Here is a 22,565-nt window from a genome sequence, read left to right on the forward strand (position 1 = left end):
GGGGTGGGTGTTCGACGCTTGCGGGATCGGACAACCCTCCCTAAATAGCCCGCATGGCTATCCGTGAAATCCTTGAAGTGCCGGATCCCCGGCTGAAAACCGTGTCCACTCCCGTCACCACCTTTGACGATGAGTTGAAAGTGCTCGTCGAAGATATGTTCGAGACGATGTATGACGCGCCGGGCATTGGCCTCGCCGCGATCCAGGTTGGCGTGCCCAAGCGGGTGCTGGTGATCGATCTGCAAGAGCCCGACATGGACGCAGAGCCCGAAGAGTGCGGTCACGACCATGGCGACGGCGAAGGTGCGCACAAGCACTATCCGCCCAAAAAAGACCCGCGTGTGTTCATCAATCCGGAAATTCTCGATCCGGCCGAGCAACTGGCGACCTATCAGGAAGGCTGCCTGTCAGTCCCCGAGATTTACGCCGACGTTGACCGTCCCGAGACGTGCAAAGTCCGCTATCAGGATTTGGACGGCAACACGCATGAGGAAAAGCTCGATGGGCTGATGGCAACCTGCATCCAGCATGAGATGGATCACCTCGAAGGCATATTGTTCATCGACCACCTCAGCCGGCTGAAAAAGCAAATGGCGCTGAAAAAGCTGAACAAGCTGCGCAAGGCGGCGTAGTCGCCACTTCCATCCAATAAAAAAGCCCTCGAAACCGAGGGCTTTTTCTTTTCATCCGGCCTGGTCCTAGTTCATCGTGGACAAGGCTTTGCGGAAGTCTTCCACGCATTCACGGCACATCTTTGAGCAGCGCTGGCAATGCGGATTGTCATGCGTACCGCAATGCTCTGCGCTTGCTTCACATGCGACGATCGCAGTTTCCAGAAGTGATTTGATCACAGCCACATTGCCCGATGTCCGGCGGCTGGCGACGCGATATACCGCTGTGCAAATATCAGACGTGTCGGAACAAAGGCGAATGCATTCGCGCATATCCATTTCGTGTGATGAACACGCATCGACGCAGCTATTGGCAATCGCGGCGCAATACATTGCATGCTTTACAGCTTCGCCCAGTTCGTCCGTGTAATCGTCGCCTACTTGCGGGTGGTCCTGAATCATCTCTTTGATCGACATAGTGTTTTCTCCTTCAGTAACTCCAGCGTTTGACATGGGGGATTGGTTCCAAATCGTGCTTGGCTAGCCGGAGCGTTCCAGCTATGTTCCGGCAATGGACACGCTGACCCTTGTATCAATATTCCTAGCGTTACTGATCGGCGGCGGTGCGGGCTGGTTTTTCGGTTCGCGGCCCGTGGCCGAATGGCGCGAGCGCTTTGCCGAGCGTGACACCGAGGCGAAGGATGCGGCCGAGAAAGTCAGCCGGATGGCGCCCGAATTGGCGACTATGAGCGACCGTGCGGCGAGGGCGGACGGGCTGGCTGCGCAACTCGACCAGACGCGCGAGGAATTGACCGGATTGAAAGCACAAGCGGCCGGGTTTGCGGAACAGAAACGCTTGCTTGAAGAATCGCGCGAGAAGCTGCTTAAAGAATTCGAGAACACCGGCGCGCAGGTGCTTGGAAAGGCTCAGGAAGCGTTTCTACGCCGTGCAGACGAGCGGTTCAAACAATCCGAAGAAACCGGCGAGCAGAAGATCAAGGCACTGCTGGAACCGGTCGGACAGCGCCTCAAGAATTACGAAGAGCAGGTCGCCACTTTGGAAGCCAAGCGGGTCGATGCGTTTGGCCAGCTCACCGGCCTGATCGACAATATGCAAAAGGGCCAGGAAGAGGTCCGGCGCGAGGCGCAGCGGCTTGGCAACTCGCTGACCAATGCCCCCAAAGCACGCGGGCGTTGGGGGGAGCGGGCGTTGCAAAATGTCCTCGAACAATGCGGACTATCACAACATACCGATTTCAATCTCGAGCAGTCGGTTGATACGTCCGAAGGCCGCTTGCGGCCCGATGCGATCGTCAATGTGCCTGGGCAAAAAAAGCTGATTATTGACGCCAAGGTTTCACTCAATGCGTATCAGGAAGCATTCGAAGCGGATGATGATGATGACCGCAAAGTGTCGCTTGCTGCCCACGCCAAATCGATGCGCAATCATGTGCAGCAATTGGGTGCGAAGAGCTACCAAAGCCAATTTGATGAAGCGCCCGATTATGTAGTGATGTTTGTGCCCGGTGAGCATTTTATCGCGGCAGCGCTGGAAGCTGACCCCGATCTATGGGACTTCGCTTTCCAGAACGGCGTATTGCTGGCTTCGCCGACCAACCTCGTTGCGATAGCGCGGACCATCGCGCAGGTCTGGCGGCAGGATCAGCTTGCTGATGAAGCGCGCGAAATCGGTAAGGCGGGGGCTGAATTATACGAACGTTTGGCCGTCGCTTCACAGCATTTGAAGCGGATGGGATCGGGCCTCGAAACCGCTGTCGGCAATTACAACAAGTTCGTCGGAAGCTTCGAGCGTAATGTCTTGTCCTCGGGCAAACGCCTTGCGGAAAAGGGCATTGAAGTGGGCAAGCGTGAAATCGAGGAAGTCCCGCTGGTTGAAGGCGCGCCCCGCTATACTTCCGCAGATGTCGAAGCGGATGAACACGCTGCGCTGGCGGATAAATCGAACGCGGCGGATTAGAGCGTAATTTTCCTACACGCATTTGGTTTGCTAAGCGCGGCTCTGTTCTTTGAAAATGGCAGTTCCGCGAAGCAATAGCGGGCAGAGGGGGCCTTGTTCGTTTGGTGTCGCCTTCGCCAATTGAATGGTAAGCTACTGATAGTATTAAGAAAATATGGAAATTGCGAAGGCGACACGGTGTCGCTTTTGTCGTTTTGTTAATTGGCTGGGTCGAAACTTAGCCCAAGAATGTCCGGTCGGTCGATAATGAGTGCGCCGGACGGTGAAAAAACAATGTTTGTCGGCTGGCTAAACAGCTCAAGGAAACGTTGCTCAAACTTGCCAGTCAGGCCCTGACAGCGCATCTTCGTCATCGCCAGCGGTCCGACATACAATAAACTTCCCTCGACACGGTATTCGGCCGAGAAGCGGTTGCAGCCTGTTGTTCCCGAGACCGTGCCATTGGCAAAGCGCAGCGTTCCATCGAATTGACGCGGGATCATATCGCGGAATGCAGGCAGTTGTTTTTGTCCGCGCCAAGCGCTGCCTTCCAAATCCGCTGGGGGGAGCTTCACGCCGCCGCAGCCAATAAGCTTACGGCCGTTCACATCTACACGAATGCTGTGAAAATAGCGGTCCCCGCTCATGGAGTCAGTGCAATGACCGCCGAGAAATTCAATTGTCAGACCGTCCATCCGGTAGACTTGCCGGTCCGAATCAAATGCTTGTCCCGCCGGAACCTTTCCGGTCTTGTCGATTCCGAGCGATGCAATCGAGATCGAGTAGCTTTCTGGATTGATTGTCATTTGCCAGTCCGGACCGCTCCCGAATGCTGTGATCGATCCCGGCTTACCGTCTGGGGCTTTGGGAATCGAATGAACCGGTCCGGGTTGGGGGCAGCCCCCTAAAGTCAGCGCGACCGGCAGAAGCAATAGAGATGTTTTGTTAGATGGCATCGATGATGGCCTAAATACGTCGAACTGAACGGTGCCCGAACGCTGGCTATGCTATTGTGATGCTAGAACTTCGTAAGCCAGCACAGCACCTGCCACCGCAGCATTCAAGCTGTCAGCGCGGCCTTTCATCGGCATGGTCACACGGAGATCGCATTCGTCTTCATACGCCTCGGGCAGACCGCGCGATTCATTGCCCACAAACACAAAGCACGGGGCAGAGTAGGGCGCACCGCGGTAATCGACCGCGTCGCGCAGGCTCGCGGCGACCAATTGACCTGCTCCGCCGCGCAGCCACGGTACAAATTCGTCCCAAGTCGCGCGGCCGATTTGCTGGGTGAAGACTGCACCCATGCTGGCGCGCACGGCCTCCACTGAGAATGGATCGGCGCAATCGTCGATCAGGATCAAGCCGCCTGCGCCGACAGCATCGCAGGTCCGCAGCATCGTGCCGAGATTGCCCGGATCGCGCAGCGCCTGTGCGACCATCCAGATCGGGCCCTGCGAGCGGTCCAACGACGATAACGACGTGTCGAATTCGGCAAACACGCCTGCGACTGTCTGCGGATTATCCTTGCCCGTGATCTTGGTCAGGATGTCGGGCGTGGTTTCGATAATCTCGCCGCCAGCGCCCGCGACCGCTGCTTCCAGCTCATCGAGCAATGGATGGGCATCGCGCTTTGCGGCCATCACCAGCGTTTCCGGCAGCTTGCCGCATTCGCGCGCATCGGTCAGCAGCCGAAGTCCCTCAGCGAGGAATTTGCCTTCACGTTTGCGGTGCTTTTTCTCGCGCAGACTGCGCAGATATTTGACTGTGGGATTGGAAAAGCCGGTTATTTCACGCCGCTCGAAAGAGGACATTATTCCTCGCCAAATCCGTCGCTGATCAGCGCGCTTAGGTCTTCGAGCACCGCTTCGCTACCGTCGCCGGAAACGATCAGGTCGACCGAGTCGCCTTTGGCCGCGCCCAGCATCATGAGGCCGAGAATCGAACCACCGGCTGCTTCATTGCCATCCTTGGCAATTTTAACGCTCACGCTTTCGGGAAGCTCGGCGACTGCACCAACGAACTTGGCGCTGGCCCGCGCATGCAACCCGCGCTGGTTGACGATTTCGAGAGTACGGCGAACTTCGCTCATGATGCTCTCCCGGCCTGTTGTGTTTCCTCACCGAGGAATTCCGATGCGATAGTGATGTAATTGCGTCCTGCATCGCGCGCCGCCTTAACGGTTGCATCCATATCGCGCTTCCCGCGAATTCCGGCGAGGCGGATCAACATGGGCAGGTTGATCCCAGCGATGACTTCAACCTTGCCCGCTTCGAGCAGTGAGATCGCCAGATTGGACGGAGTGCCGCCAAACAGATCGGTGAGGATCACGACACCTTTGCCATTATCGACTTCTGTGACAGCGCTCGCAATATCGACGCGGCGTTGTTCCATGTCGTCATTCGGCCCGATGCACACGGTTGCGACGGCATCTTGTTTGCCGACGACATGCTCCATCGCATTGACGAATTCGTCTGCCAATTGGCCGTGGGTTACCAGGATCAAGCCGATCATAGCGCTGCCATGTGTCTGTATTTTGCGCGCGGTGCAAGGGGGGAGAGTGATAAGAGCATTATCACCCTTGGCGCCCCTCAATCTCGTCAGCTGCGCGCGAGCCGAGATTGCGATGCAGCACTGTGGGGGAGAACCCCTCGTTTTGCAGTGCATGCGCCATCTGTGCCGCGGTAAATACCGAACGGTGTCGCCCGCCCGTGCATCCGAAGGCGATATTCACATAGCTTTTGCCCTGCGCTTGGTAGCGGGGAAGCAGTGTCAAAAGCAGATCGCGGATCTGGATGAAGGCGGCGTCAAATGCGGGGTCCTTGCGGATATGCACGCCAACCGGCTCGTCCAGTCCGGTCTGCTCGCGCAATTCGTCGATCCAGTGCGGATTGTCGAGGAACCGCATATCAAACACCAGATCGGCCAGTGGCGGAGTTCCGCGGGCAAAGCCAAAGCTGGAGATGATGACCGACATATTCTGCGGCGCGCTGCTCGCGAATTGTTCGCGGATCGATTGCTGCAACTGGTTGCTGGCAAAGGCGCTGGTATCGATTACCGCATCAGCCCAACGGCGCAGCGGTTCCAGCAGCTCGCGCTCTGCCTGAATACCCACGCGCACCGGGCGCTCCTGCGCCATCGGATGGCGGCGGCGCGTTTCGTTGTAGCGCCGCTCTAACTCGCCGCTCGCGCAATCAAGAAACAAGGTAGTGATGAGCAGGTCGTCGCGTTCCGAGAGCTGCTTCACGCTCTCGATAATGTCCTGCGGCACGAATCCGCGTGTGCGCGAGTCAAAGCCGATAGCAAGCGGAGTGCGCTCGCCGATATTGTCAGCCTGTTCAACCAGCCCGCCGAGCATGCGGATCGGGAAATTGTCGATCGCTTCCCACCCCAGATCTTCCAGCACGCGCAAAGCGGTCGTCTTGCCAGCACCGGATAGGCCAGTAACCAGCAAAATCCTTTGCCGTTCGTCGAAGGGAGCTGATTGCGAATCGTCGGTCATGGGTTGCGGGGTGTGAGCCTAAATCCGGTGCGTGAAAAGGCCTAGTTACCCTTGTGTGCCGTTGCCGCTAGGCCATGCAGGTCCAGAGCGGCTTCGGCGCGGATCGGGTCGGCCTCATTATAGCGGGCGAATTGGATGATCGGAATATCGTGGCCCAATATGGCGATTGTGTCCGCCCGTTCGATGTAGCGCGGTGCATCCGGTGTTATCGCGAGTATGAGCGAGACCGGGGCAATGATGCTTGGGCGCTCGATCAAGCCAACACCGCGAACTTCGATCAAGCCGGAGGTATTGGGCGGGGGCGAAGCGATCAGGGCGCCGTCATTGGTAGTCAGTGCCACTCCATCGTCACCAATCAGGCTTGCTCCCCGATCAAGCAATGACAATGCCAGAGTGGTTTTTCCGCAACCGGGTGGTCCCTCGATCAAGAGAGCCTTTCCTCCGATTGCAACAGCAGCCGCCTGCCGGATTTCGGCAGTGGTCATGGCAGGCTGGGGCCCGCCGCCGGTAACACCAGCTTCAGGCACGCTCCACACGTGCCGTCGGGCCGGTCATGCGCGGTCACTGTGCCATCATGGGCTTCGGCAATCGTGCGCGCAATCGCGAGGCCCAGACCGCTGTGATTGCCGAAATCTTCCTCGTCAGGCCGGACCGAGTGGAAGCGGTGGAACACTTTTTCTCTGGCGTTTTCGGGAATGCCCGGACCCTGATCGCAGACTACCATGGACACTTTGTCGCGTTCCATGGTGATCTGGACGCCGATCACACCCTCTGGAGGCGAGAATGAAACCGCGTTGTCAAGCAAGTTCTCGATCACGCGTTCAAGACGCATCGGGACGCCATTGACCACTGCGCCGCCCATCGGCCGTTTAAGCTCGACCCGCTTCTCGCCGTTCTCGGCACGGTATTCGCGGCGCTCGATTATGCCTTCGGCGAGCACTGCCAGATCGACCAGTTCAAAAGTCGCGCGCGACAGTTCGGCATCGATGCGGCTCGCGTCGGATATCTCCGTGATTAGTCGGTCAATTCGCCTGACATCATGCGAGGCGATATCGGTTAATTGCTGGCGCAGTTCCGGGTCCTCTACTCGGCCCATCGATTCAATCGCGCTGCGCAGGCTGGCGAGCGGATTTTTGATTTCATGCGCAACGTCGGCGGCGAAATGTTCGACTCCATCGATACGCTCGCGCAGTGTAATCGTCATGTCGGAAACCGCCCGCGCGAGCAGTCCGATCTCATCATGACGGTCCGGCAGGCGAGGGACTTCTACCCCGCGATCGCGCCCCAGACGCACACGAATTGCCGCTTTGGCGAGTGAACGGAGCGGAAGTACAATCGTCCGCGCCAGATAGAGCGACAGGGCAATCGAAATAAGCAGCGTCAGGAATACTGCACTGACCAGACTGGAGCGTGCGGCGCGGACGGTTTCGGTAATGTCGACTGCATTGCGGGTCGTCAGCAGCGTTGATCCCACCAGCCCGACAGGCGCGGCAGCGTTAATGACCGGAGTTCCGTCTGGCGCATCACGCAGCTGAATCTGGGACAGGCCTTCTTCGCGTGCCCGGGCGAGTTCCGGCCATGAGTCGGCTCTGGCTTCCTCCGGTTCGATGTAATCGGGGATCGGTTCCGCGCCGACAATAGTATCAACAGCCCGGTCGAGGATCTGCGCGAAATCTTCCTGCCAATCGTCAGTCGTAGGGTCGTCAAACGTGAAAGCAGGTTCATCGAGCTCGAAACTGTCCGCCCACAGATTTCCTTCGGCATCGAACATACGCAGCCGCATGCTTTGTTCCTTGCCGATCTGGATCAGCAGGGCCTCCTGCCGCTCACGGGTCGCACCCGCTAGCGCTTCGGCGGTAATCTGGGCTTCGATTCGCGCCAGCTTGTAGCGCTCATCCAGCAATTGTTTGCGGTAGGTATCGAGGTAGAAAATGCCGCCGCCCAGCAGCGCAAGAGGCAGGATATTCACGGCCAGAATGCGCGAGGTGAGCGAAACCCAGTGGAACCAGCTCATCCGCTCGATCCCGGCATCGAGCCGGTCGCCAATGGTGCGTTCAGCCATCGGTGAAGCTGTACCCTGCGCCATACAGCGTTTCGATGGCATTGAAGCTGGAATCTGCAACGCGGAACTTGCGCCGCATCCGCTTGATATGGCTGTCGACCGTGCGATCATCCACGAACATATCATCAGGATAGGCCGCATCCATCAACTGGTTGCGCGATTTGATCACGCCGGGGCGAATCGCCAGCGCTTCCAGAATCAGAAACTCGGTCACAGTGAGGGAGACTTGCTTGCCGTCCCATGTCACATGATGCCGCGCAGGGTCCATGGTAAGACGGCCGCGCGATAGTGTTTCCACTGGTGGCTCGGAACTGGAGACTGGACTGCTTGTCATCGCGCCTGCACGTGCATCGCTACGCCGCAAAATTGCACGAATCCTGGCAAGCAGCAGGCGGATGCTGAAGGGTTTTGCGATGTAGTCGTCCGCACCCTGCGCAAGGCCGGCCTCTTCGTCCTGCTCGTCATCCTTACTGGTCAGGAAAATCACAGGGAGCGATGATTCTTCGCGTAAATGGCGGAGCAGTTCCATCCCGTCCATCCGCGGCATCTTGATATCGAAAACCGCCAGATCTGGCGGGTTTTCCAACAAGGCCTTTAGCGCTGCTTCGCCATCCGAATAGACGCGTGTTGCAAACCCTTCCGCCTGCAATGCGATAGACACCGTGGTCAGAATATTGCGGTCATCATCGACCAGCGCGATCACTTGCTGACCCGCGCTGTTTTCTGCCTGTAATGATTGCTGCGACTCTGCCACGGACTTGCTCGTCTCCACATCGTGTAATGTGAAACAGAACTAGCCCGTTCATGACGATCAGACAACGCGGCGATGCAACTTACCTGTTTGAAGGATATTTCAATCGCCAGCGCATCCGGCTATTGTACACAGCAAGCGCTGCAGCACGCAGACTCGGTTTGACGTAGCTGCGCTGCGTCATTATGCGCTGCAACGCGCGCCCGTGCATTCGTATGCAGGCGAATCGGACAACACCCATCCGAGCCTTTTCTGATGGCCCAGACGGTCATCGCAAAGTGGCTTGGTAAGGAGATTTCAGTGACGACCCCCCTTTCCTATCCGCTTTCCGACCAGGGCATTGCCACCAATGCCACGATCCATCCCAATTTGGGCACCGCCCAGTTGGTCGAGCAGGCACTATCCAATGGCGAGGGACGGCTTGCCAAACACGGCCCGCTGGTGGTGGAGACCGGCCAGCACACCGGCCGCTCGGCGAAAGACAAGTTTATCGTCCGCGACGCAACAACCGAAGACACCGTATGGTGGGGTAAAGTCAACGCGTCGATGACGCCCGAGCATTTCGCCAATCTGAAAGAAGACTTCCTGGAAGCGGTTGCCGCGAAAGAAACGCTCTATGTGGCTGACCTGTTCGGCGGCTCGCAAGCAGAGCACCGCGTCAATGTCCGCGTGATTAATGAACTGGCGTGGCACAATCTGTTTATCCGTACTCTGCTGGTGCGACCTACGGCGGAAGAGCTCGACGGTTTCACGCCGGAGTACACAATTATCGACTTGCCAAGTTTCCGCGCGGATCCGGAGCGTCACGGTACGCGCAGCGAGACCGTGATTGCGGTCAATCTGACCGAAAAATTGATCCTGATTGGCGGCACCAAATATGCCGGTGAGATGAAGAAGAGCGTCTTCGGCATTCTCAACTATCTCCTACCGGCCAAGGGCGTGATGCCGATGCATTGCAGCGCCAATATCTCTCCGGAAGGCGAAACCGCCGTGTTCTTCGGCCTTTCGGGCACAGGTAAGACGACTTTGTCCGCCGATGCCAGCCGCACGCTGATTGGCGATGACGAACATGGCTGGTCGGACGAATCCGTCTTCAACTTTGAAGGCGGTTGCTATGCGAAAATGATCCGTCTTTCGGAAGACGCCGAGCCAGAGATTTACGCCACCACGCGCAAATTCGGCACTGTGTTGGAAAATGTTGTGATGGATGCGGATACGCGCGAGCTCGATTTCGACGACAATTCGCTCGCTGAAAACACTCGCGGTGCCTATCCGATTGAATCTATCCCCAATACGTCTGCCGACAATCTTGGCCCGGTTCCTACGAATGTGATTATGCTCACCGCCGATGCATTCGGCGTGCTGCCTCCGATTGCGCGTCTGACGCCTGATCAGGCGATGTATCACTTCCTGTCGGGTTATACCGCCAAGGTTGCTGGCACAGAGATCGGCGTGACAGAACCCGAAGCAACATTCAGCACATGCTTCGGCGCGCCATTCATGCCGCGCCATCCGAGCGTTTACGGCAATCTTCTGAAAGAACGTATCGCCAAGGGCGGCGTTACCTGCTGGCTGGTCAATACCGGCTGGACCGGCGGCAAATATGGCGTTGGCAACCGGATGCCGATCAAGGCGACCCGCGCGCTGCTCAATGCTGCGCTCGATGGTTCGCTCAACAATGCCGAATTCCGCAAGGATCCGAATTTCGGTTTCGACGTTCCTGTCACTGTTGCGGGCGTCGACGGCGCCATTCTCGATCCGCGTTCGACCTGGGCGGATGCCGATGAATATGACCGGACTGCGCAGAAGCTGGTGCAGCTGTTCGTCGATAATTTCGCCGAGTTCGAGGCGCATGTCGACGAGGGTGTGCGGCAAGCAGCACCAACCGCTGCCTGAGCAGGCTTCACACGGTTTTACCTAGAGAGGAGGCCCTCTTCCCGGAACGGGGAGGGGGCTTTTTCGTTGGTACATCGACGGCGTGAACCTTCCATCGGAGCCGAAAATCACACAGGAGATAACTCATGGGACTATTCGACAGCATCCTCGGTCAGGTGACCGACAATCCAACGGTCAAGAACATGGCGGAAAAGCTTGGTATCGATCCGGCTGAAGCGGCCAAGGCGGTTGCTGCTCTAGGCGAAGCACACGGTGAGGAAGGCGACACCGTTGAAGGTGCCGCAGCCAAAACCGGCATGAGCACCGATATTTTGGGCCAGATCAAGGATCACATCGGCGGCGAAGGGTCGCTTGGCAAGTTCGCTTCGATGCTGGATAAGGATGGTGACGGCAATCCGCTCGACGATATTGCGGATATGGCATCGGGCCTGTTCGGCAAGAAATAAGATAACGACACTTTTCAGGAGAGAATTATGAGCCTTGCAACAATGCTGCAGCAAAGCGGCGTCATCGAAAGTATGGCTGGCGAATTGGGCATCGACCCGCAGACAGCCAAGGTCGGCGCAGGCGCTTTGCTTCCGGCAATTGTCGCCGGCATGGGCCGCAGTGCCACCGGTTCAGGCGGAGGCGGCGCATTAGGCGGCCTTGGCGGACTGGCGGGTGCAATCATGGGTGGCGGAGGCGGCGGCATGCTCGACGCTGTTCTCGGCCAGAAACCCACGCCCACCCAGCAGGGCAATGACATACTCGGCAATATCTTTGGCAGCAAAGATGTCAGCCGCGGAGTGGCGGGTGAAGTCGCGGCGCTGACAGGAATTGACGAAGGTGTCCTGAAAAAGATGCTCCCGATCCTGGCCATGGCAGCAGCCGGTTATATGGCGAAAAACGCTACCGGCGGCGGCCAAGGTGGCGCTGGAGGCGGCGCGGGGGGTGGCGCTCTGGGCGGCATCCTCGGGTCAATCGTGACCGGCATGATGTCACGCTAAGCGCGATCCGCAATCAACATTCGAAACGGCGGCGGGAGCGATCCTACCGCCGTTTTTTTATCTAACCCATTTCGGTCGGCTCAACAGTTTCGTCGTCATCTGTCAGCGGGTCATTTTTAATAGTTTCCGGGGCAGAATCGCTACCGAATGGCGTACCCTCTTCGGCTTGTCCTAACAATTCGATCAATTTCTTGGCAGCTGCGGCCTGCGGACCGCCATGTGGATTTCCAGCCAATGGAGCGAGGCTCTGTTGAGCTATTGCGATCTTGCCTTCGCTTGCCTGCATCAGCCCGACATTCATCCATAAAGAATGATCGAAAGGAGCGAGCATCGCCGCTTTTTCAAGCGCCAGTTTGGCTTGCTCGGGTGGCGCCTCGCCGCGCTGCACATAGCTACGATAGTAATAGATCAGCGGAAGAGGGTGATTGTTTTCGATTTTGTTGAGCGCACTGAATGGCTTCATAGCTTCTTTATAAGCCGCTTCCAGATCATCCGCATCCTCTGCCATGCGGAATAGTGCATAGCCTTTCTGGACATAGGCATTGCCTTTCGTGGGATCGATTGCGATCGCTGCATCAGCGGCAGCAATTGCCGCAGCATCATTTCCTGAATCATACTCGGCTTCGGCCAGTGCAGTGAGGACTCCTGCATCACCGGGATATTTCTCCGCGACTTCCCGCGCATCGACGACCACTTCTGCCGCTTGCTCCTGATTAACGCCTCGCTGTGATCGCATGCGGATCGGCATCATTTTCGCTTCACCTTCGGACAGTTTGCGAACGGAAACTTCACCGAATTTGAGCCATTCGGGCTTTAGCCGGTAATTGAACATGCGCCGCTGTTTCAGATAGCGCGTCAGCTCTTTTTCAAGTTCATCGAGATCGCCGAAAACAGCTTCGGCCGCATCCATTGAAGATGAGCCACTTGCGACTTGCTGCCAATAGGCAGATAATTGCCCTTTGCGCGCATCATCGAATGTCAAGAAATGATAGAGCAACCAGCTACGCCCATAGAAGGCATCATATTTGTTGCCTTTGTTCTTCTCGTAGAGCTCTGAATCGAGCAGTTCGTAAATTGAGACATCATCGGCAAAGGCCAGCTCGTTCGCGCGGTGGAGGGCGGGGCGGCCCACTTGCACGCTGCCATCTTTGTTGAACGATGACGCTGCAAAAAACTCCGCAGCGCCCTCGCTCATCCAGCGCGGCATTGCGAAGCGCGAGGTTGAGATGAGGAAGTGGTGCGCATATTCATGCAGCAATACGACAGTGGAAAAATCCGGATATCCGTTGGTGAGTCGTACGTCCTGCACGAATGCTTTGGAACCACCTGCGCGCGGAACATAGAAGCCTGCAATATACTTGCTTTTCGTGCCAGCCAGTTTGCGAATGTCACGTTGACTGCCGACCGCGAAAATCACAACTCTGTTGGACGGACTGGGTTTTTCTACTTTCCGGCCGGTAATAAACTCCATTGATGCGTGGTATTGCTCCAGCATTTCGGCAAAGCGCCGCACATCTTTCTCGCTATCGTCCGCATAAATGACGAAGTGATCGCTTTGCGCCTCATGCCACTTTGCGTGTGCTGGTGAAGCCAAACCGATGACGACAAGAAAAACGATTAAATACTTCACAGCAACTCCCAAGCTTGAGCGATTCGACTATTGCGAGAAATAGCGGACGAATCAATTAGTAGAGCCGAATAATTGCTTATTTCGTAGAGCTATATCCGACTGCTGCATCGTGCGACTACCAATAGAACCACGGCAGAAAATCCTGCAAATTTCGCGTGCTGAACAATTGGTATCAGTGTGCGATGCCCTGCTTCCTTGCATGACATACGGGTCAGGTCCTGTCCTTTCAGGCTCTTGATCGTGCCTCGGCCGTTACAGCTTGAGCAGCGGCTTCTTTGAGGCGTGAACAACGCCAACGGCTTGGTGTCGATGGCAGCTTGCCATTTGCAGCATCGTCCATTGGATCAACCAATTTTCGCAATATACCGCTCAACATTGTTCGCCAGCACATCCATCGGGGCATTGCCGCCCAGAATGACCGCATCGTTGAATGCCTTCATATCATACGCCGCGCCGAGTTTTTTCTGTGCTTTGCTGCGCAAATCGGTGATGCGGCTGTGCCCTAGTTTATAGCCGGTGGCTTGGCCGGGCCAGCTGCAATAGCGGTCAACTTCGCTGGCGACTTCCTGCGCTTTGGATCCGTTGCGGGTGACAAAAAAATCGACGGCTTTTTCCCGGCTCCAGCCCTTCGCATGCAGGCCGGTATCGACCACCATCCTGCAAGCCCGGAAGGCGAGCGATTGCAGATAGCCAAGGCGGCCAACTTTGAAATCGTCATAAGCGCCCAACTCGTCCGCCAATTGCTCGCCATACAGCGCCCAGCCTTCGGAAAACGGATTGAAGGCAAGAATGCTGCGGATGAGCGGCAGGCGGTTGGAGTATTCGCCTTCCCATACATGTCCCGGGATCGTCTCGTGATAGGTCAAATCGGCGAGGTCATATTTGCGGTGCAGATCGGTGGTGCGCAGATTTATCAGGAACCGGCCCGGTATCGTACCGTCCTTGCTCCCCGCGCCGCCATAGGCGCCGGGCGCGCCAGCTTCTTCGGCGATGGGGATGCGCACGACTTCTAAGTTGGGATCGACCAGAGTGTTGAACGCGCGCGGCATCTGCGCTCTGATCCACTCGATACGCTCGTCGATAAATGCGAAAATCTCGTCGCGGCCCTTATCGCCTTCAGCGAATTTGTAGCGCGGATCCGCGCTCAACCCCTGCATTCTTTCGCCGACAGAGCCGCTGGTGTAGCCGATGTCGCGCAGGATCGGGTCCATCTGCGCGTGGAGCACTTCAAGTTCTTCCAGACCCTGCTGGTGGATCTCGTCGGCGGAAAGGTTGGTGGTGGTGCTGGAACGAAGCGCCCATTGGTACCACTCCTCGCCACCGGGCTGTTCGCGCATACCCGGCGCGCTTCTGGCTTCAGCGCGCTGTGATTTCAACTCGTCAAGCTGGCGTTGAAGCGCCTCGACAACAGGCCCGCCTTCGACCTCCAGCACAGCTTCGACAGGCGGCCGTTTCAGCTCAGCCTCTGCCGCTCTCTCGCTCAATGCTGAGGAGAACAATTCGCCTTTCCGGGCACTGGCAATTGTCAGTTCGAGCTGCGGAATGGCTTTATCGATCAGGAAGTCGGGCGGAATAACGCCCATCGCGCGCGCTTCTTGCATCCGCGACAGCTCGCCATCTAGGACGGTAGGAAACTGCTCTATGCGGGCGAGAAATGCATCGGCATCGTCGTCACTCCTGATAGGGTGATCGAGCTGCATAAAGCGCGGCACGCCCAGATAGGCCCCGACATTCTGGATGACGACATAGGGCGCGGTGCGCCAACTGCCCACCGGTGTATCGCCATAAGGGAGAGCGAAACCAGCGAGCGCGGTCTCGTATCCGCTTGCGACAACTTCGAAATTGGTGCGCGTATCGGAGTCGAAACCCGACATGTCGAGGCCGCGAATACGCTCCAGATCTTCGCGTAATGTTGCGGCGTAGGCATCTTGGCCAGCTTGCGATTGATCTTCCAGCTTGCCGCGCAGGGCCGAAAACTCACCGGTGTCTACGCCTAGGCCTGTGGCCCGCTCGGGTTCATGAGCGAGCAGACGATAAGCGATAGCGTCCAGTTGTTCTTCCGGCGTGCCCGATAGCGTCGTTGAAGCGGGTTTGCAGGCCGGCAGGACGGCCAAAGAAACACCCGCCCCAATCCCGTACAGGGCTTGGCGGCGGGTGATCGAAAATGTGTCAGGATGTGCCATCCCGATTGTCTGACGCGGCCAGGTGCAGGTGTCAAACCGACCCAGCCACTGTCATCGGAGCTTAATCGAGAAATTCGGCCGGCACCGTGCCGCCATTCTTGGCGAGTTCCTGCATCGTTTTCTTGTGCAGCCAGATGTTCTCTTCAGCGGAGCCGGAATAGTTGATGTCACCCAGTTCGCCCGCGAGTTCTTTGCGGTTAGAAAAGCTTGCATCTACGCCGATCAGCTTCAGCAGGTCGACAATCGATGTACGCCAGTTGAGCTTGTCCGCGCCGGGCATAGCGTCAAGCCTGGCAGCGACATCAACCTCGCCAATAGCGGCCGGAGCAGCAGGTGCGGCTGCGGGTGCTGGCGCTGCTTCCGTTTTCGCTTGTTCTTCGTCACCGCCAAAGATCGCATTTTTGATCGAACTGAAAATACCCATAGCTTTCGCTCCAATTATGTTGAAATTATTGCCGGTCAGAAATTCCCGACTTGCAAATAATACAACGGTCATAGGGCGGTATTGTTCCGCTGAAAAGCGGTTCCTTTCGGGCGAATGAGCGGTTAGGGACAGCGCATGAATTTGGTGCTGTCACTGGTGGTTCTGGCGTCGTTCGGCTTGTTGCTGGGCGCGTTCGCCTTGTGGAAGCGCGGCGGGGAACCCAAGCAGGTGTTCTTGATGGTGCTGCTCGCGCTTATCGCGATGGCCAATGTCGCGATCTGGACGGTCCCCGATGCCGAGGGGACGACGCCCCTCGACCAGATCGAACAAGCCGAAGAATCGGCTGCCGAGTAGCAAACGCTATTCCGGCAACTGCCAAAGGATCGACTTGCTGTATGTGTCGGTCACCTTTTCACCATTGCTGTTGAGCGCAGGCTCGAACCGGGCCCTCCTTTTTACCAGCTGACAGGTTGCCCTGTCCAAGGCACGGTGGCCAGTTGATGTTGTGATTTGACAATCTTTTACACGGCCATCGGTGCCAATTGTGACTCGGAAGCGCGCCTTGCCTTCAAACCCGCGATTGATCCAGCTGTCGCGATAATCATCATTGGTGACCCATAAACCGGAATTGTTGCTGGGTTTGGCCGCGACCGGATCGAAGATGGGCGGCAACGGAGTGAGGCCTGTCCCGGCATTGGAACCTGACCCCGCAGGCGGCAGTAGATCATCCAGAATGGTGTCGCTTGCCGACGGATCGTCAGTTGCGTCAATGACCGGCGAATCTGTGGGAATATCGTTGATCGGCTGCGGAATGAAAATCCGGTCATCCCGCGGCGGTGTCCGGTCCTTTTTGTCGGGTTTCGGTTCCGGTGGCGGGGGTTTGGGCAGTTCAACTTCGATATTGGTCCCCTCGAAAGGGACATCTTCTTTCGGTACGAATACCGTGTTCGCCAGGCCGAGCACCAGCACGGTGCCAATTACACCATGAATTACCGCAACCCCTGCGATAGCTGTTTTTCTGTTCGCTTGTCCTCCCTGATCGACATAAGCCATGTTTGTCTCCTCTCCTCACGTTGCGATTACCGCACTCTATCAGGTATGTTACAACATTACATTAAGAAAGCAAGGGTTGGACAGAAGGGATCGCGTGCCGTTTTGCCACGGACCTCTTGTGCAAGGAAGTCTCCAGAGGGTGATGCGTGATGACATGCCAGCCGCTCAGTAGCGGCTTTACAAGTCAGCTAAGCGCTCAACGGAGGGAGATCCCCGCATATGCGGGGATGGCGCAAGGGCCTAAGCGCTTGCGTCACTCGATCGGGCCTTACTTAATTGGACAGGCCGGATCGAGGCGGAAGTCGAGATAATTGTCGACCGACGCCATCAGCTCTTTCTGCTCGTTTTCGAAGAAGTGGTTCGCGCGCGGGATTTCTTCATGGTGGATGGTGATGTGCTTCTGCGTGCGCAGCTTGTCGACCAGCTTCTGCACTGCGCTCGGCTGAACGACGGTGTCGGCCGTACCCTGAATGAAGATACCCGATGCGGGGCAAGGCGCAAGGAAGCTGAAATCATACATGTTCGCAGGCGGTGCAATCGAGATAAAGCCGCGCACTTCGGGGCGGCGCATCAGCAATTGCATACCGATCAGCGCGCCGAATGACACACCGGCAACCCAAGTGGTTTGCGCCTCTGCATGGATTGACTGGACCCAATCAAGCGCTGCCGCTGCATCGCTCAGCTCACCAATGCCGTTGTCAAAGCTGCCCTGGCTGCGTCCGACACCGCGGAAGTTAAAGCGCAACGTCGCAAAGCCGCGATCGGTGAAGGTCTTGAACAGTTTTTGCGTCATCTGTTCGTTCATCGTACCGCCGCCTTGCGGGTGCGGATGCAGGATCATCGCCACCGGCGCGCGCGGGCGAGGAGCTGGAGTGTAACGACCTTCGAGACGGCCTTCTGGGCCAGGAAAAATTACGGATGGCATGGGCTGTACCTGTCAGATGGTTCAAACACGCGGGTAGCGCGCTGTATTTCGCCGCCTATATAGTGATCAATGCACAATTCGCAATTGCGATAACCATATCAGAGGCATCGATTCCCGAACGTATTTATCTCGACCACGCTGCGACCACCCCGATCCGGCCCGAAGCGCTGGCTGCGATGCAGCAAGGTTTCGCCATTTGGGCCAATCCCAGCAGCCCGCATGCAGAAGGCCGCAAAGCCAAGCAAGCGCTCGAGGATGCCCGCGAACGGGTGAAGAAAGCGCTTGGCTGGGATGGGGAAGTGATTTTCACCAGCGGGGCTAGCGAGGCGCTGTGGATTGCGCTTAATCGAGCGAAAGTGGACCGCAGGATTGTGAGTGCGGTAGAGCATGATGCGGTGTTCCGCGCAGCGCCGGATGCGGAGGTGGTTCCGATTGGTGATGGGGCCTGTGTCGACCAAGATCAATTGAATGATATGCTTGCGCGAGCTGGCCGATCAATTGTCGCGGTTCAACATGTCAACTCTGAGACCGGTGTCCGGCAACCGGTTAGCAGTCTAGCCCAGAAAGTGACAGAAGCTGGTAGCCTGCTGATCTCTGACTGCTCGCAATCTGCGGGTAAGTACACGTTGCCTGATGCAGACATGATTGTGCTTTCTGCACACAAACTAGGTGGACCAATTGGAATCGGTGCTCTTCTGGTTAGTGATTACAATCTGCTCGAGCCAACAGGAGGTCATGAGCGGGGGTACCGACAAGGTACGGAAAATCTTCCGGCTGTGCTGGGGTTCGTGAGCGCTTTGGAAGCGCGCGCGATCAGCAAGAAGACGGTTGGTACGGGCGTAGATACAAGCGCAATTGCGGGGCAAGCTGATTGGGTCACAGTCGCCGGGCTTACTTTTGTCGATATCGAACACTCGATCAATAGTGCCAATGGCCAATTTCAGCCGCCAAATTCCGACTGGATTGAGCACGACTACTCGATCTTGGCTATCAGCCATCCGACAATGAGTGCCCAGGCACAGCTAATTCGCCTTGATGCAATGGGCTTTGCTGTATCTGCGGGTAGCGCGTGTTCGTCTGGAACACTTAAGAAAAGCCGTGTGCTGGATGCGTTTGGCGTTTCTGATGAGGTGGCTGCGCGAACTATCCGGGTTAGTATGGGTTGGAACTCTACCTATGATGAGATGCAGCAATTTGCCGAGGCTTGGCGCAGCCTCTCCTAGTCTCTGTTCGCCATCCCGGATCAAGTCCGGGATGGCGGAACCACTTGCAACTTTCCTACATCGGCGGGATCGGGCTAACGCACTAGAAGATTTGCAAAACCGCGTGGGAATGGGAAATAGGGTGCCGATACCCTGTTCGTCCGGCTGTCAGAATTGTAATTTAGGAACCTGAAATCAAACTCTTAAGCCTCTTTATCGAAAGTGACACGCTGTCACCTTTGTCCGCATTTCCAGTCCGGCAAGGTGAGGCTGCGTAATGATTTATTTCGACTACCAAGCAACAACCCCGCTTGCCCCCGAAGCGCGCGACGCGATGTTTCGATGGCTGGACGGGCCCGATGGTTCCGGCTTCGGCAATCCCAACAGTCCGCACCGGATGGGTCGGCAGGCGGCTGCGGCAATAGAGCTGGCGCGGGATCGGGTGGCGGCGCTGCTGCCACCGGGCGGTAAAGTGATCTTCACCGGCGGCGCGACCGAAGCGCTTAATCTGGCAATTCGCGGAACCAGGCGCAGCGAACGCAAAGATCGCATTGCCGTGTCGACTATAGAGCATCTAGCCGTCGGTGATACGGTGCGCTCGCTCAATTGCCCGGTGGAAGAGATTGCGGTTGACCAAGAGGGCATCGCCGAACTGCCCGACCATTTCACCAAATCGACACGCATGGTCGCGGTGATGCAGGTCAATAACGAGATTGGCACCGTCCAGCCCACTCTCGAGATTGCGCGCAAGGCAAAAGAAGCGGGCGCATTATTCCTGTGCGACGCCGTGCAATCCGCAGGGAAAATGGACGTCGCCAGCGCGGATTTGATCGCGGTTGCAGGTCACAAGATGCACGGCCCAAAGGGCATCGGCGCTTTGTGGGTTCGCGACGGTGTCGAACTCGATACGGTGCAAACCGGCGGCGGGCAGGAGCAGGGCATTCGGGCAGGCACGCTCAGTCCTGCCCTATGTGCCGGTTTTGGAGCGGCTGCGCAAGTCGCCAAAGAACGGATGCAGCGCGATGCTGAACATGTCGCCGCGCTTTGGAGCCGCGCCCGCGATATGTTCGACGGGTGGGAGCTTAATGGCAGCGCGCAGGCGCGCTATTTCGGCAATCTCAACATTCGTAAGGACGGCGTGGATGTCGCGCGGTTGATGTCCGATGCGCGCGATGTATGTTTCTCGGCGGGGTCGGCCTGTGCGAGCGGATCGGGCAAGCCGAGCCATGTGCTGGCCGCGCTGGGTCTGTCGAAAGAACAGGCGAAAAGCTCTATCCGGCTGGGTTTCGGGCGCTACACTACGATGGCAGATCTGGAAAAGGGCGTCAGCGAAATACTGTCCGCCGCGAAAGAGCAGGGTGTCTGATGGTCACAGTCGCTTTCACCGATGCTGACGGTGCCGAAGTCCAATGCGAAGCCGAAGAGGGAGTATCTCTGCTCGAAGTCGGTCAAGCTGCTGGAATGCCGCTCGAAGGAACTTGCGAAGGGCAGATGGCGTGCTCCACCTGCCATGTGATTGTGGCGAAAGGCTGGTTTGACCGGCTTCCCGAAGCAAGCGATGAAGAGGAGGATATGCTCGATTTGGCATTTGGCGTCGAGCGGACCAGCCGCCTCTCCTGCCAGATTGATGTCACTGCGGAGTTGGATGGATTGGCAGTACGCATTCCGTCCGAAAGCCGTGATATGTCTGGCTGACATAGAAAGGGCGGCCATCCGCGAGTGGGAAGATGGCCGCCCTTTGCCTTGACATACCGAGCGGGAGGCGGGGTTATCCATCCGCCAAAGGTGCTACACTTACTTTGCCGAAACGGCGCTTGGCCGCACGGCCAGCCCAGGCAATTCCGCCGATTGGCAGAAGGATCACAGCCAGCAACATCAAACCAGCAATGATAAAGCCTAGAATCGACCCTACGGAGCCTATCGCAGCCTGAATTGGCGCAAGAAAGTCATTGCTGACAATCGCTCCGGTTTCGTAACGGATATTGACGCGGCTATAGGCAATACGGCCCTTCATTTCATTGAGCCAGCCGCGTGCTTGATCGATCTCTTCGTTGACCTGTGCCACACCGCGCTCGGCCTTAACCAGTTCGCCTACACTACCCTTGCGCGTGCGGAGCACTTCTTGGAGACGATCACGTAAAGCAATGCGAGCCTCCAGCCGGGCTTCGGTATCAACGATGGCTTTGGACATCTCCTCTGCCTGAATATTCGCAGAGATTTGCTCAGCTCCGGTTTCGGTTGCTTCTTTTTCCAGCAAAGCACCGAATGCGCGGGCATGGCGAGTGGCGACGGCAAGTTGGAGTTCGCCAGTGACCTCATCACCCACTTCGCCATTCTTGCTCATGCCCATAATCTGGCAAGATGCAGGTCCCTGCTGATCGCAAAGGTCCGCGTGGCGACGTTGCAACTTGCCGATATCATCACCGGCCAGTCGCCACGAGAAGTCGTAGACGTAGGCCAGCTTCGGTAGATTTATCGCCACATCTGACAGGTTGGGGATAGGCGAAGAGGCGCTGTCGTCATTCGTTTCGAACAGAGCGACCGAATCTGCCGCTGCTTCGGCCTCGATCGCTGCAGACTCGTAGCTTTCAGACATTGGCGCGGCATCATTGGCGGATTGATCGTCCGCTTGAGAGCACCCTGCGAGCAGTACCAATGGCACGATTGCTCCAATGAAAAGCTTACTTGAAAACCTCTGCCTCATTTTGGCCTCCTTTTTGCCATAATTTCGCCACAATTGGACTTCGGAAGGTCACATTGTCAAGCCGAACATGAAAAAAGCCACGCCGCAATGTGTGCGACGTGGCTCGATCTGTAACGAAAAGGCGTTATATTACGCGGCTTTATCGGTTTCCATTTGGACATATCCAATCAAGGCATTGGAAAACGCCGGAATATCGTCTGGATTGCGGCTGGTGATCAGATTGCCGTCTTCTGCAACTTCCTGATCGACCACATTCGCGCCTGCATTGCGTAGATCGGTCCGGATAGATGGCCAGCTGGTCACCGTGCGGCCTCTTACGATATCGGCTTCGACAAGCATCCACGGTGCGTGGCAAATTGCTGCAATCGGCTTTTTGCGCATATCGAAACTGCGTACAATATCAACCGCGTGTATGTTGCCGCGCAGAATGTCGGGATTCATCTGACCGCCCGGTAGTAGCAGTGCATCGAAGTCATCGACCGAGACATTGCCGATCGTTTCATCCACTTTGATACTGTCGCCCCAGTCACCGTCTTTCCAGCCGCGAATTTCGCCTTTGTCGATGCTGACGACTGTAGTCTTGATTCCTGCGTCCTCAAGCGCTGCTTTCGGTTCGAACAATTCGCTTTGTTCAAAACCATCAGTGGCGAGGATCATTACGCTAGTCATTACATACTCC

25 protein-coding genes are annotated in these 22,565 nt (G+C 57.0%); 9 read left to right on the forward strand and 16 right to left on the reverse strand.

What is annotated here, in order from left to right; translation table 11 throughout:
- Positions 1-53: 53 nt before the first annotated feature.
- Complete coding sequence (def, locus tag GRI35_RS06610) at positions 54-632, forward strand: peptide deformylase (RefSeq protein ID WP_160613424.1); 579 nt, start codon at positions 54-56, stop codon at positions 630-632.
- Positions 633-698: 66 nt separating this feature from the next.
- Here the strand turns inward: def and GRI35_RS06615 are convergent, their stop codons facing one another.
- Positions 699-1,088, reverse strand: a complete 390-nt coding sequence (locus GRI35_RS06615; protein WP_160613425.1) for a four-helix bundle copper-binding protein — start codon at positions 1,086-1,088, stop codon at positions 699-701.
- A 94-nt stretch (positions 1,089-1,182) separates the two neighbouring features.
- Between GRI35_RS06615 and rmuC the strand changes: the two genes are divergently transcribed.
- Positions 1,183-2,589 (forward strand): DNA recombination protein RmuC, encoded by a 1,407-nt coding sequence (gene rmuC / locus GRI35_RS06620; protein WP_160613426.1) that lies wholly within the window; start codon positions 1,183-1,185, stop codon positions 2,587-2,589.
- Between the two features lie 197 nt (positions 2,590-2,786).
- On the opposite strand, the gene GRI35_RS06625 is transcribed toward rmuC, so the two are convergent.
- The 8 genes from GRI35_RS06625 to GRI35_RS06660 all read right to left on the reverse strand — a co-directional run bounded on the left by GRI35_RS06625 (position 2,787) and on the right by GRI35_RS06660 (position 8,886).
- Positions 2,787-3,374, reverse strand: a complete 588-nt coding sequence (locus GRI35_RS06625; protein ID WP_160613427.1) for an META domain-containing protein — start codon at positions 3,372-3,374, stop codon at positions 2,787-2,789.
- Positions 3,375-3,575: 201 nt separating this feature from the next.
- Complete coding sequence (locus GRI35_RS06630; protein WP_160613428.1) at positions 3,576-4,382, reverse strand: TrmH family RNA methyltransferase; 807 nt, start codon at positions 4,380-4,382, stop codon at positions 3,576-3,578.
- Positions 4,382-4,660 (reverse strand): HPr family phosphocarrier protein, encoded by a 279-nt coding sequence (locus tag GRI35_RS06635; RefSeq protein ID WP_160613429.1) that lies wholly within the window; start codon positions 4,658-4,660, stop codon positions 4,382-4,384. The genes GRI35_RS06630 and GRI35_RS06635 overlap by 1 nt, the downstream gene beginning before the upstream one ends.
- Positions 4,657-5,082, reverse strand: coding sequence for a PTS sugar transporter subunit IIA (locus GRI35_RS06640; protein WP_160613430.1), 426 nt, complete (start codon positions 5,080-5,082; stop codon positions 4,657-4,659). The genes GRI35_RS06635 and GRI35_RS06640 overlap by 4 nt, the downstream gene beginning before the upstream one ends.
- Before the next feature lie 61 nt (positions 5,083-5,143).
- Positions 5,144-6,070 carry an RNase adapter RapZ gene (gene rapZ / locus GRI35_RS06645; RefSeq protein WP_160613431.1) on the reverse strand — a complete coding sequence of 309 codons (927 nt, stop codon included), beginning with the start codon at positions 6,068-6,070 and terminating at the stop codon, positions 5,144-5,146.
- Positions 6,071-6,111: 41 nt separating this feature from the next.
- On the reverse strand, positions 6,112-6,555 hold the full coding sequence (locus tag GRI35_RS06650) for an HPr kinase/phosphorylase (RefSeq protein ID WP_160613432.1): 444 nt from the start codon (positions 6,553-6,555) through the stop codon (positions 6,112-6,114).
- Entirely contained in the window at positions 6,552-8,132 is a 1,581-nt protein-coding gene (locus GRI35_RS06655) for a stimulus-sensing domain-containing protein (protein ID WP_202390615.1), read from the reverse strand. Before GRI35_RS06655 ends, GRI35_RS06650 begins: the two co-directional genes overlap by 4 nt.
- Complete coding sequence (locus GRI35_RS06660) at positions 8,125-8,886, reverse strand: response regulator transcription factor (protein WP_160613434.1); 762 nt, start codon at positions 8,884-8,886, stop codon at positions 8,125-8,127. The genes GRI35_RS06655 and GRI35_RS06660 overlap by 8 nt, the downstream gene beginning before the upstream one ends.
- 252 nt (positions 8,887-9,138) lie before the next feature.
- On the opposite strand from GRI35_RS06660, the gene GRI35_RS06665 reads away from it, so the two are divergent.
- From GRI35_RS06665 to GRI35_RS06675, 3 genes are all read left to right on the forward strand, one after another.
- Positions 9,139-10,779 carry a phosphoenolpyruvate carboxykinase gene (locus tag GRI35_RS06665; protein WP_202390525.1) on the forward strand — a complete coding sequence of 547 codons (1,641 nt, stop codon included), beginning with the start codon at positions 9,139-9,141 and terminating at the stop codon, positions 10,777-10,779.
- Positions 10,780-10,904: 125 nt separating this feature from the next.
- Complete coding sequence (locus GRI35_RS06670; protein ID WP_160613436.1) at positions 10,905-11,225, forward strand: hypothetical protein; 321 nt, start codon at positions 10,905-10,907, stop codon at positions 11,223-11,225.
- A gap of 27 nt (positions 11,226-11,252) precedes the next feature.
- A complete protein-coding gene (locus tag GRI35_RS06675; protein WP_160613437.1) occupies positions 11,253-11,765 on the forward strand; it encodes a DUF937 domain-containing protein in 513 nt (170 codons plus the stop codon).
- A 61-nt stretch (positions 11,766-11,826) separates the two neighbouring features.
- On the opposite strand, the gene GRI35_RS06680 is transcribed toward GRI35_RS06675, so the two are convergent.
- The 3 genes from GRI35_RS06680 to GRI35_RS06690 form a co-directional block, all read right to left on the reverse strand.
- Positions 11,827-13,395: a DUF1570 domain-containing protein gene (locus GRI35_RS06680; RefSeq protein ID WP_290258875.1), complete on the reverse strand. Its 1,569-nt coding sequence runs from the start codon at positions 13,393-13,395 to the stop codon at positions 11,827-11,829.
- Between the two features lie 344 nt (positions 13,396-13,739).
- Entirely contained in the window at positions 13,740-15,578 is a 1,839-nt protein-coding gene (locus tag GRI35_RS06685; protein WP_160613439.1) for a DUF885 domain-containing protein, read from the reverse strand.
- Between the two features lie 61 nt (positions 15,579-15,639).
- Positions 15,640-16,002: a DUF3597 domain-containing protein gene (locus GRI35_RS06690; RefSeq protein WP_160613440.1), complete on the reverse strand. Its 363-nt coding sequence runs from the start codon at positions 16,000-16,002 to the stop codon at positions 15,640-15,642.
- 135 nt (positions 16,003-16,137) lie between these two features.
- On the opposite strand from GRI35_RS06690, the gene GRI35_RS06695 reads away from it, so the two are divergent.
- The gene (locus GRI35_RS06695) at positions 16,138-16,356 is read left to right on the forward strand and encodes a hypothetical protein (RefSeq protein WP_160613441.1); all 219 of its coding nucleotides are present in this window, start codon (positions 16,138-16,140) and stop codon (positions 16,354-16,356) included.
- Between the two features lie 6 nt (positions 16,357-16,362).
- Here GRI35_RS06695 and GRI35_RS06700 read toward each other — a convergent pair whose 3' ends face one another.
- Positions 16,363-17,055: an energy transducer TonB gene (locus GRI35_RS06700; protein ID WP_160613442.1), complete on the reverse strand. Its 693-nt coding sequence runs from the start codon at positions 17,053-17,055 to the stop codon at positions 16,363-16,365.
- Between the two features lie 268 nt (positions 17,056-17,323).
- Positions 17,324-17,980 (reverse strand): alpha/beta hydrolase, encoded by a 657-nt coding sequence (locus GRI35_RS06705; protein ID WP_160613443.1) that lies wholly within the window; start codon positions 17,978-17,980, stop codon positions 17,324-17,326.
- Between the two features lie 176 nt (positions 17,981-18,156).
- Between GRI35_RS06705 and GRI35_RS06710 the strand changes: the two genes are divergently transcribed.
- The 3 genes from GRI35_RS06710 (at position 18,157) to GRI35_RS06720 (ending at position 20,877) form a co-directional block, all read left to right on the forward strand.
- Entirely contained in the window at positions 18,157-19,203 is a 1,047-nt protein-coding gene (locus GRI35_RS06710; RefSeq protein WP_235900277.1) for a cysteine desulfurase family protein, read from the forward strand.
- Between the two features lie 256 nt (positions 19,204-19,459).
- The gene (locus tag GRI35_RS06715) at positions 19,460-20,548 is read left to right on the forward strand and encodes a cysteine desulfurase family protein (protein ID WP_160613445.1); all 1,089 of its coding nucleotides are present in this window, start codon (positions 19,460-19,462) and stop codon (positions 20,546-20,548) included.
- Positions 20,548-20,877, forward strand: a complete 330-nt coding sequence (locus tag GRI35_RS06720) for a 2Fe-2S iron-sulfur cluster-binding protein (protein ID WP_160613446.1) — start codon at positions 20,548-20,550, stop codon at positions 20,875-20,877. The genes GRI35_RS06715 and GRI35_RS06720 overlap by 1 nt, the downstream gene beginning before the upstream one ends.
- A gap of 73 nt (positions 20,878-20,950) precedes the next feature.
- Here the strand turns inward: GRI35_RS06720 and GRI35_RS06725 are convergent, their stop codons facing one another.
- Together GRI35_RS06725 and GRI35_RS06730 are read right to left on the reverse strand one after the other, a co-directional pair.
- On the reverse strand, positions 20,951-21,886 hold the full coding sequence (locus GRI35_RS06725; protein ID WP_160613447.1) for a DUF4349 domain-containing protein: 936 nt from the start codon (positions 21,884-21,886) through the stop codon (positions 20,951-20,953).
- 129 nt (positions 21,887-22,015) lie between these two features.
- A complete protein-coding gene (locus GRI35_RS06730; protein ID WP_160613448.1) occupies positions 22,016-22,555 on the reverse strand; it encodes a type 1 glutamine amidotransferase domain-containing protein in 540 nt (179 codons plus the stop codon).
- Positions 22,556-22,565 lie beyond the last annotated feature (10 nt).

The organism is Pontixanthobacter aestiaquae, from assembly GCF_009827455.1.
In the GTDB taxonomy this organism is placed as follows: Bacteria; Pseudomonadota; Alphaproteobacteria; order Sphingomonadales; family Sphingomonadaceae; genus Pontixanthobacter; species Pontixanthobacter aestiaquae.

What these genes read in the sequence shown, in the direction of transcription:
- GRI35_RS06650 (WP_160613432.1), bottom strand. Translation starts at nt 6,555, where the DNA reads ATGACCACTGCCGAAATCCGGCAGGCGGCTGCTGTTGCAATCGGAGGA.
- rmuC (WP_160613426.1), top strand. Translation starts at nt 1,183, where the DNA reads ATGGACACGCTGACCCTTGTATCAATATTCCTAGCGTTACTGATCGGC.
- GRI35_RS06685 (WP_160613439.1), bottom strand. Translation starts at nt 15,578, where the DNA reads ATGGCACATCCTGACACATTTTCGATCACCCGCCGCCAAGCCCTGTAC.
- GRI35_RS06655 (WP_202390615.1), bottom strand. Translation starts at nt 8,132, where the DNA reads ATGGCTGAACGCACCATTGGCGACCGGCTCGATGCCGGGATCGAGCGG.
- GRI35_RS06705 (WP_160613443.1), bottom strand. Translation starts at nt 17,980, where the DNA reads ATGCCATCCGTAATTTTTCCTGGCCCAGAAGGCCGTCTCGAAGGTCGT.
- GRI35_RS06710 (WP_235900277.1), top strand. Translation starts at nt 18,157, where the DNA reads ATGCAGCAAGGTTTCGCCATTTGGGCCAATCCCAGCAGCCCGCATGCA.
- GRI35_RS06715 (WP_160613445.1), top strand. Translation starts at nt 19,460, where the DNA reads ATGATTTATTTCGACTACCAAGCAACAACCCCGCTTGCCCCCGAAGCG.
- GRI35_RS06625 (WP_160613427.1), bottom strand. Translation starts at nt 3,374, where the DNA reads ATGACAATCAATCCAGAAAGCTACTCGATCTCGATTGCATCGCTCGGA.
- GRI35_RS06725 (WP_160613447.1), bottom strand. Translation starts at nt 21,886, where the DNA reads ATGAGGCAGAGGTTTTCAAGTAAGCTTTTCATTGGAGCAATCGTGCCA.
- GRI35_RS06640 (WP_160613430.1), bottom strand. Translation starts at nt 5,082, where the DNA reads ATGATCGGCTTGATCCTGGTAACCCACGGCCAATTGGCAGACGAATTC.
- GRI35_RS06635 (WP_160613429.1), bottom strand. Translation starts at nt 4,660, where the DNA reads ATGAGCGAAGTTCGCCGTACTCTCGAAATCGTCAACCAGCGCGGGTTG.
- GRI35_RS06700 (WP_160613442.1), bottom strand. Translation starts at nt 17,055, where the DNA reads ATGGCTTATGTCGATCAGGGAGGACAAGCGAACAGAAAAACAGCTATC.
- GRI35_RS06690 (WP_160613440.1), bottom strand. Translation starts at nt 16,002, where the DNA reads ATGGGTATTTTCAGTTCGATCAAAAATGCGATCTTTGGCGGTGACGAA.
- GRI35_RS06630 (WP_160613428.1), bottom strand. Translation starts at nt 4,382, where the DNA reads ATGTCCTCTTTCGAGCGGCGTGAAATAACCGGCTTTTCCAATCCCACA.
- def (WP_160613424.1), top strand. Translation starts at nt 54, where the DNA reads ATGGCTATCCGTGAAATCCTTGAAGTGCCGGATCCCCGGCTGAAAACC.
- GRI35_RS06615 (WP_160613425.1), bottom strand. Translation starts at nt 1,088, where the DNA reads ATGTCGATCAAAGAGATGATTCAGGACCACCCGCAAGTAGGCGACGAT.
- GRI35_RS06730 (WP_160613448.1), bottom strand. Translation starts at nt 22,555, where the DNA reads ATGACTAGCGTAATGATCCTCGCCACTGATGGTTTTGAACAAAGCGAA.
- GRI35_RS06720 (WP_160613446.1), top strand. Translation starts at nt 20,548, where the DNA reads ATGGTCACAGTCGCTTTCACCGATGCTGACGGTGCCGAAGTCCAATGC.
- rapZ (WP_160613431.1), bottom strand. Translation starts at nt 6,070, where the DNA reads ATGACCGACGATTCGCAATCAGCTCCCTTCGACGAACGGCAAAGGATT.
- GRI35_RS06670 (WP_160613436.1), top strand. Translation starts at nt 10,905, where the DNA reads ATGGGACTATTCGACAGCATCCTCGGTCAGGTGACCGACAATCCAACG.
- GRI35_RS06695 (WP_160613441.1), top strand. Translation starts at nt 16,138, where the DNA reads ATGAATTTGGTGCTGTCACTGGTGGTTCTGGCGTCGTTCGGCTTGTTG.
- GRI35_RS06675 (WP_160613437.1), top strand. Translation starts at nt 11,253, where the DNA reads ATGAGCCTTGCAACAATGCTGCAGCAAAGCGGCGTCATCGAAAGTATG.
- GRI35_RS06665 (WP_202390525.1), top strand. Translation starts at nt 9,139, where the DNA reads ATGGCCCAGACGGTCATCGCAAAGTGGCTTGGTAAGGAGATTTCAGTG.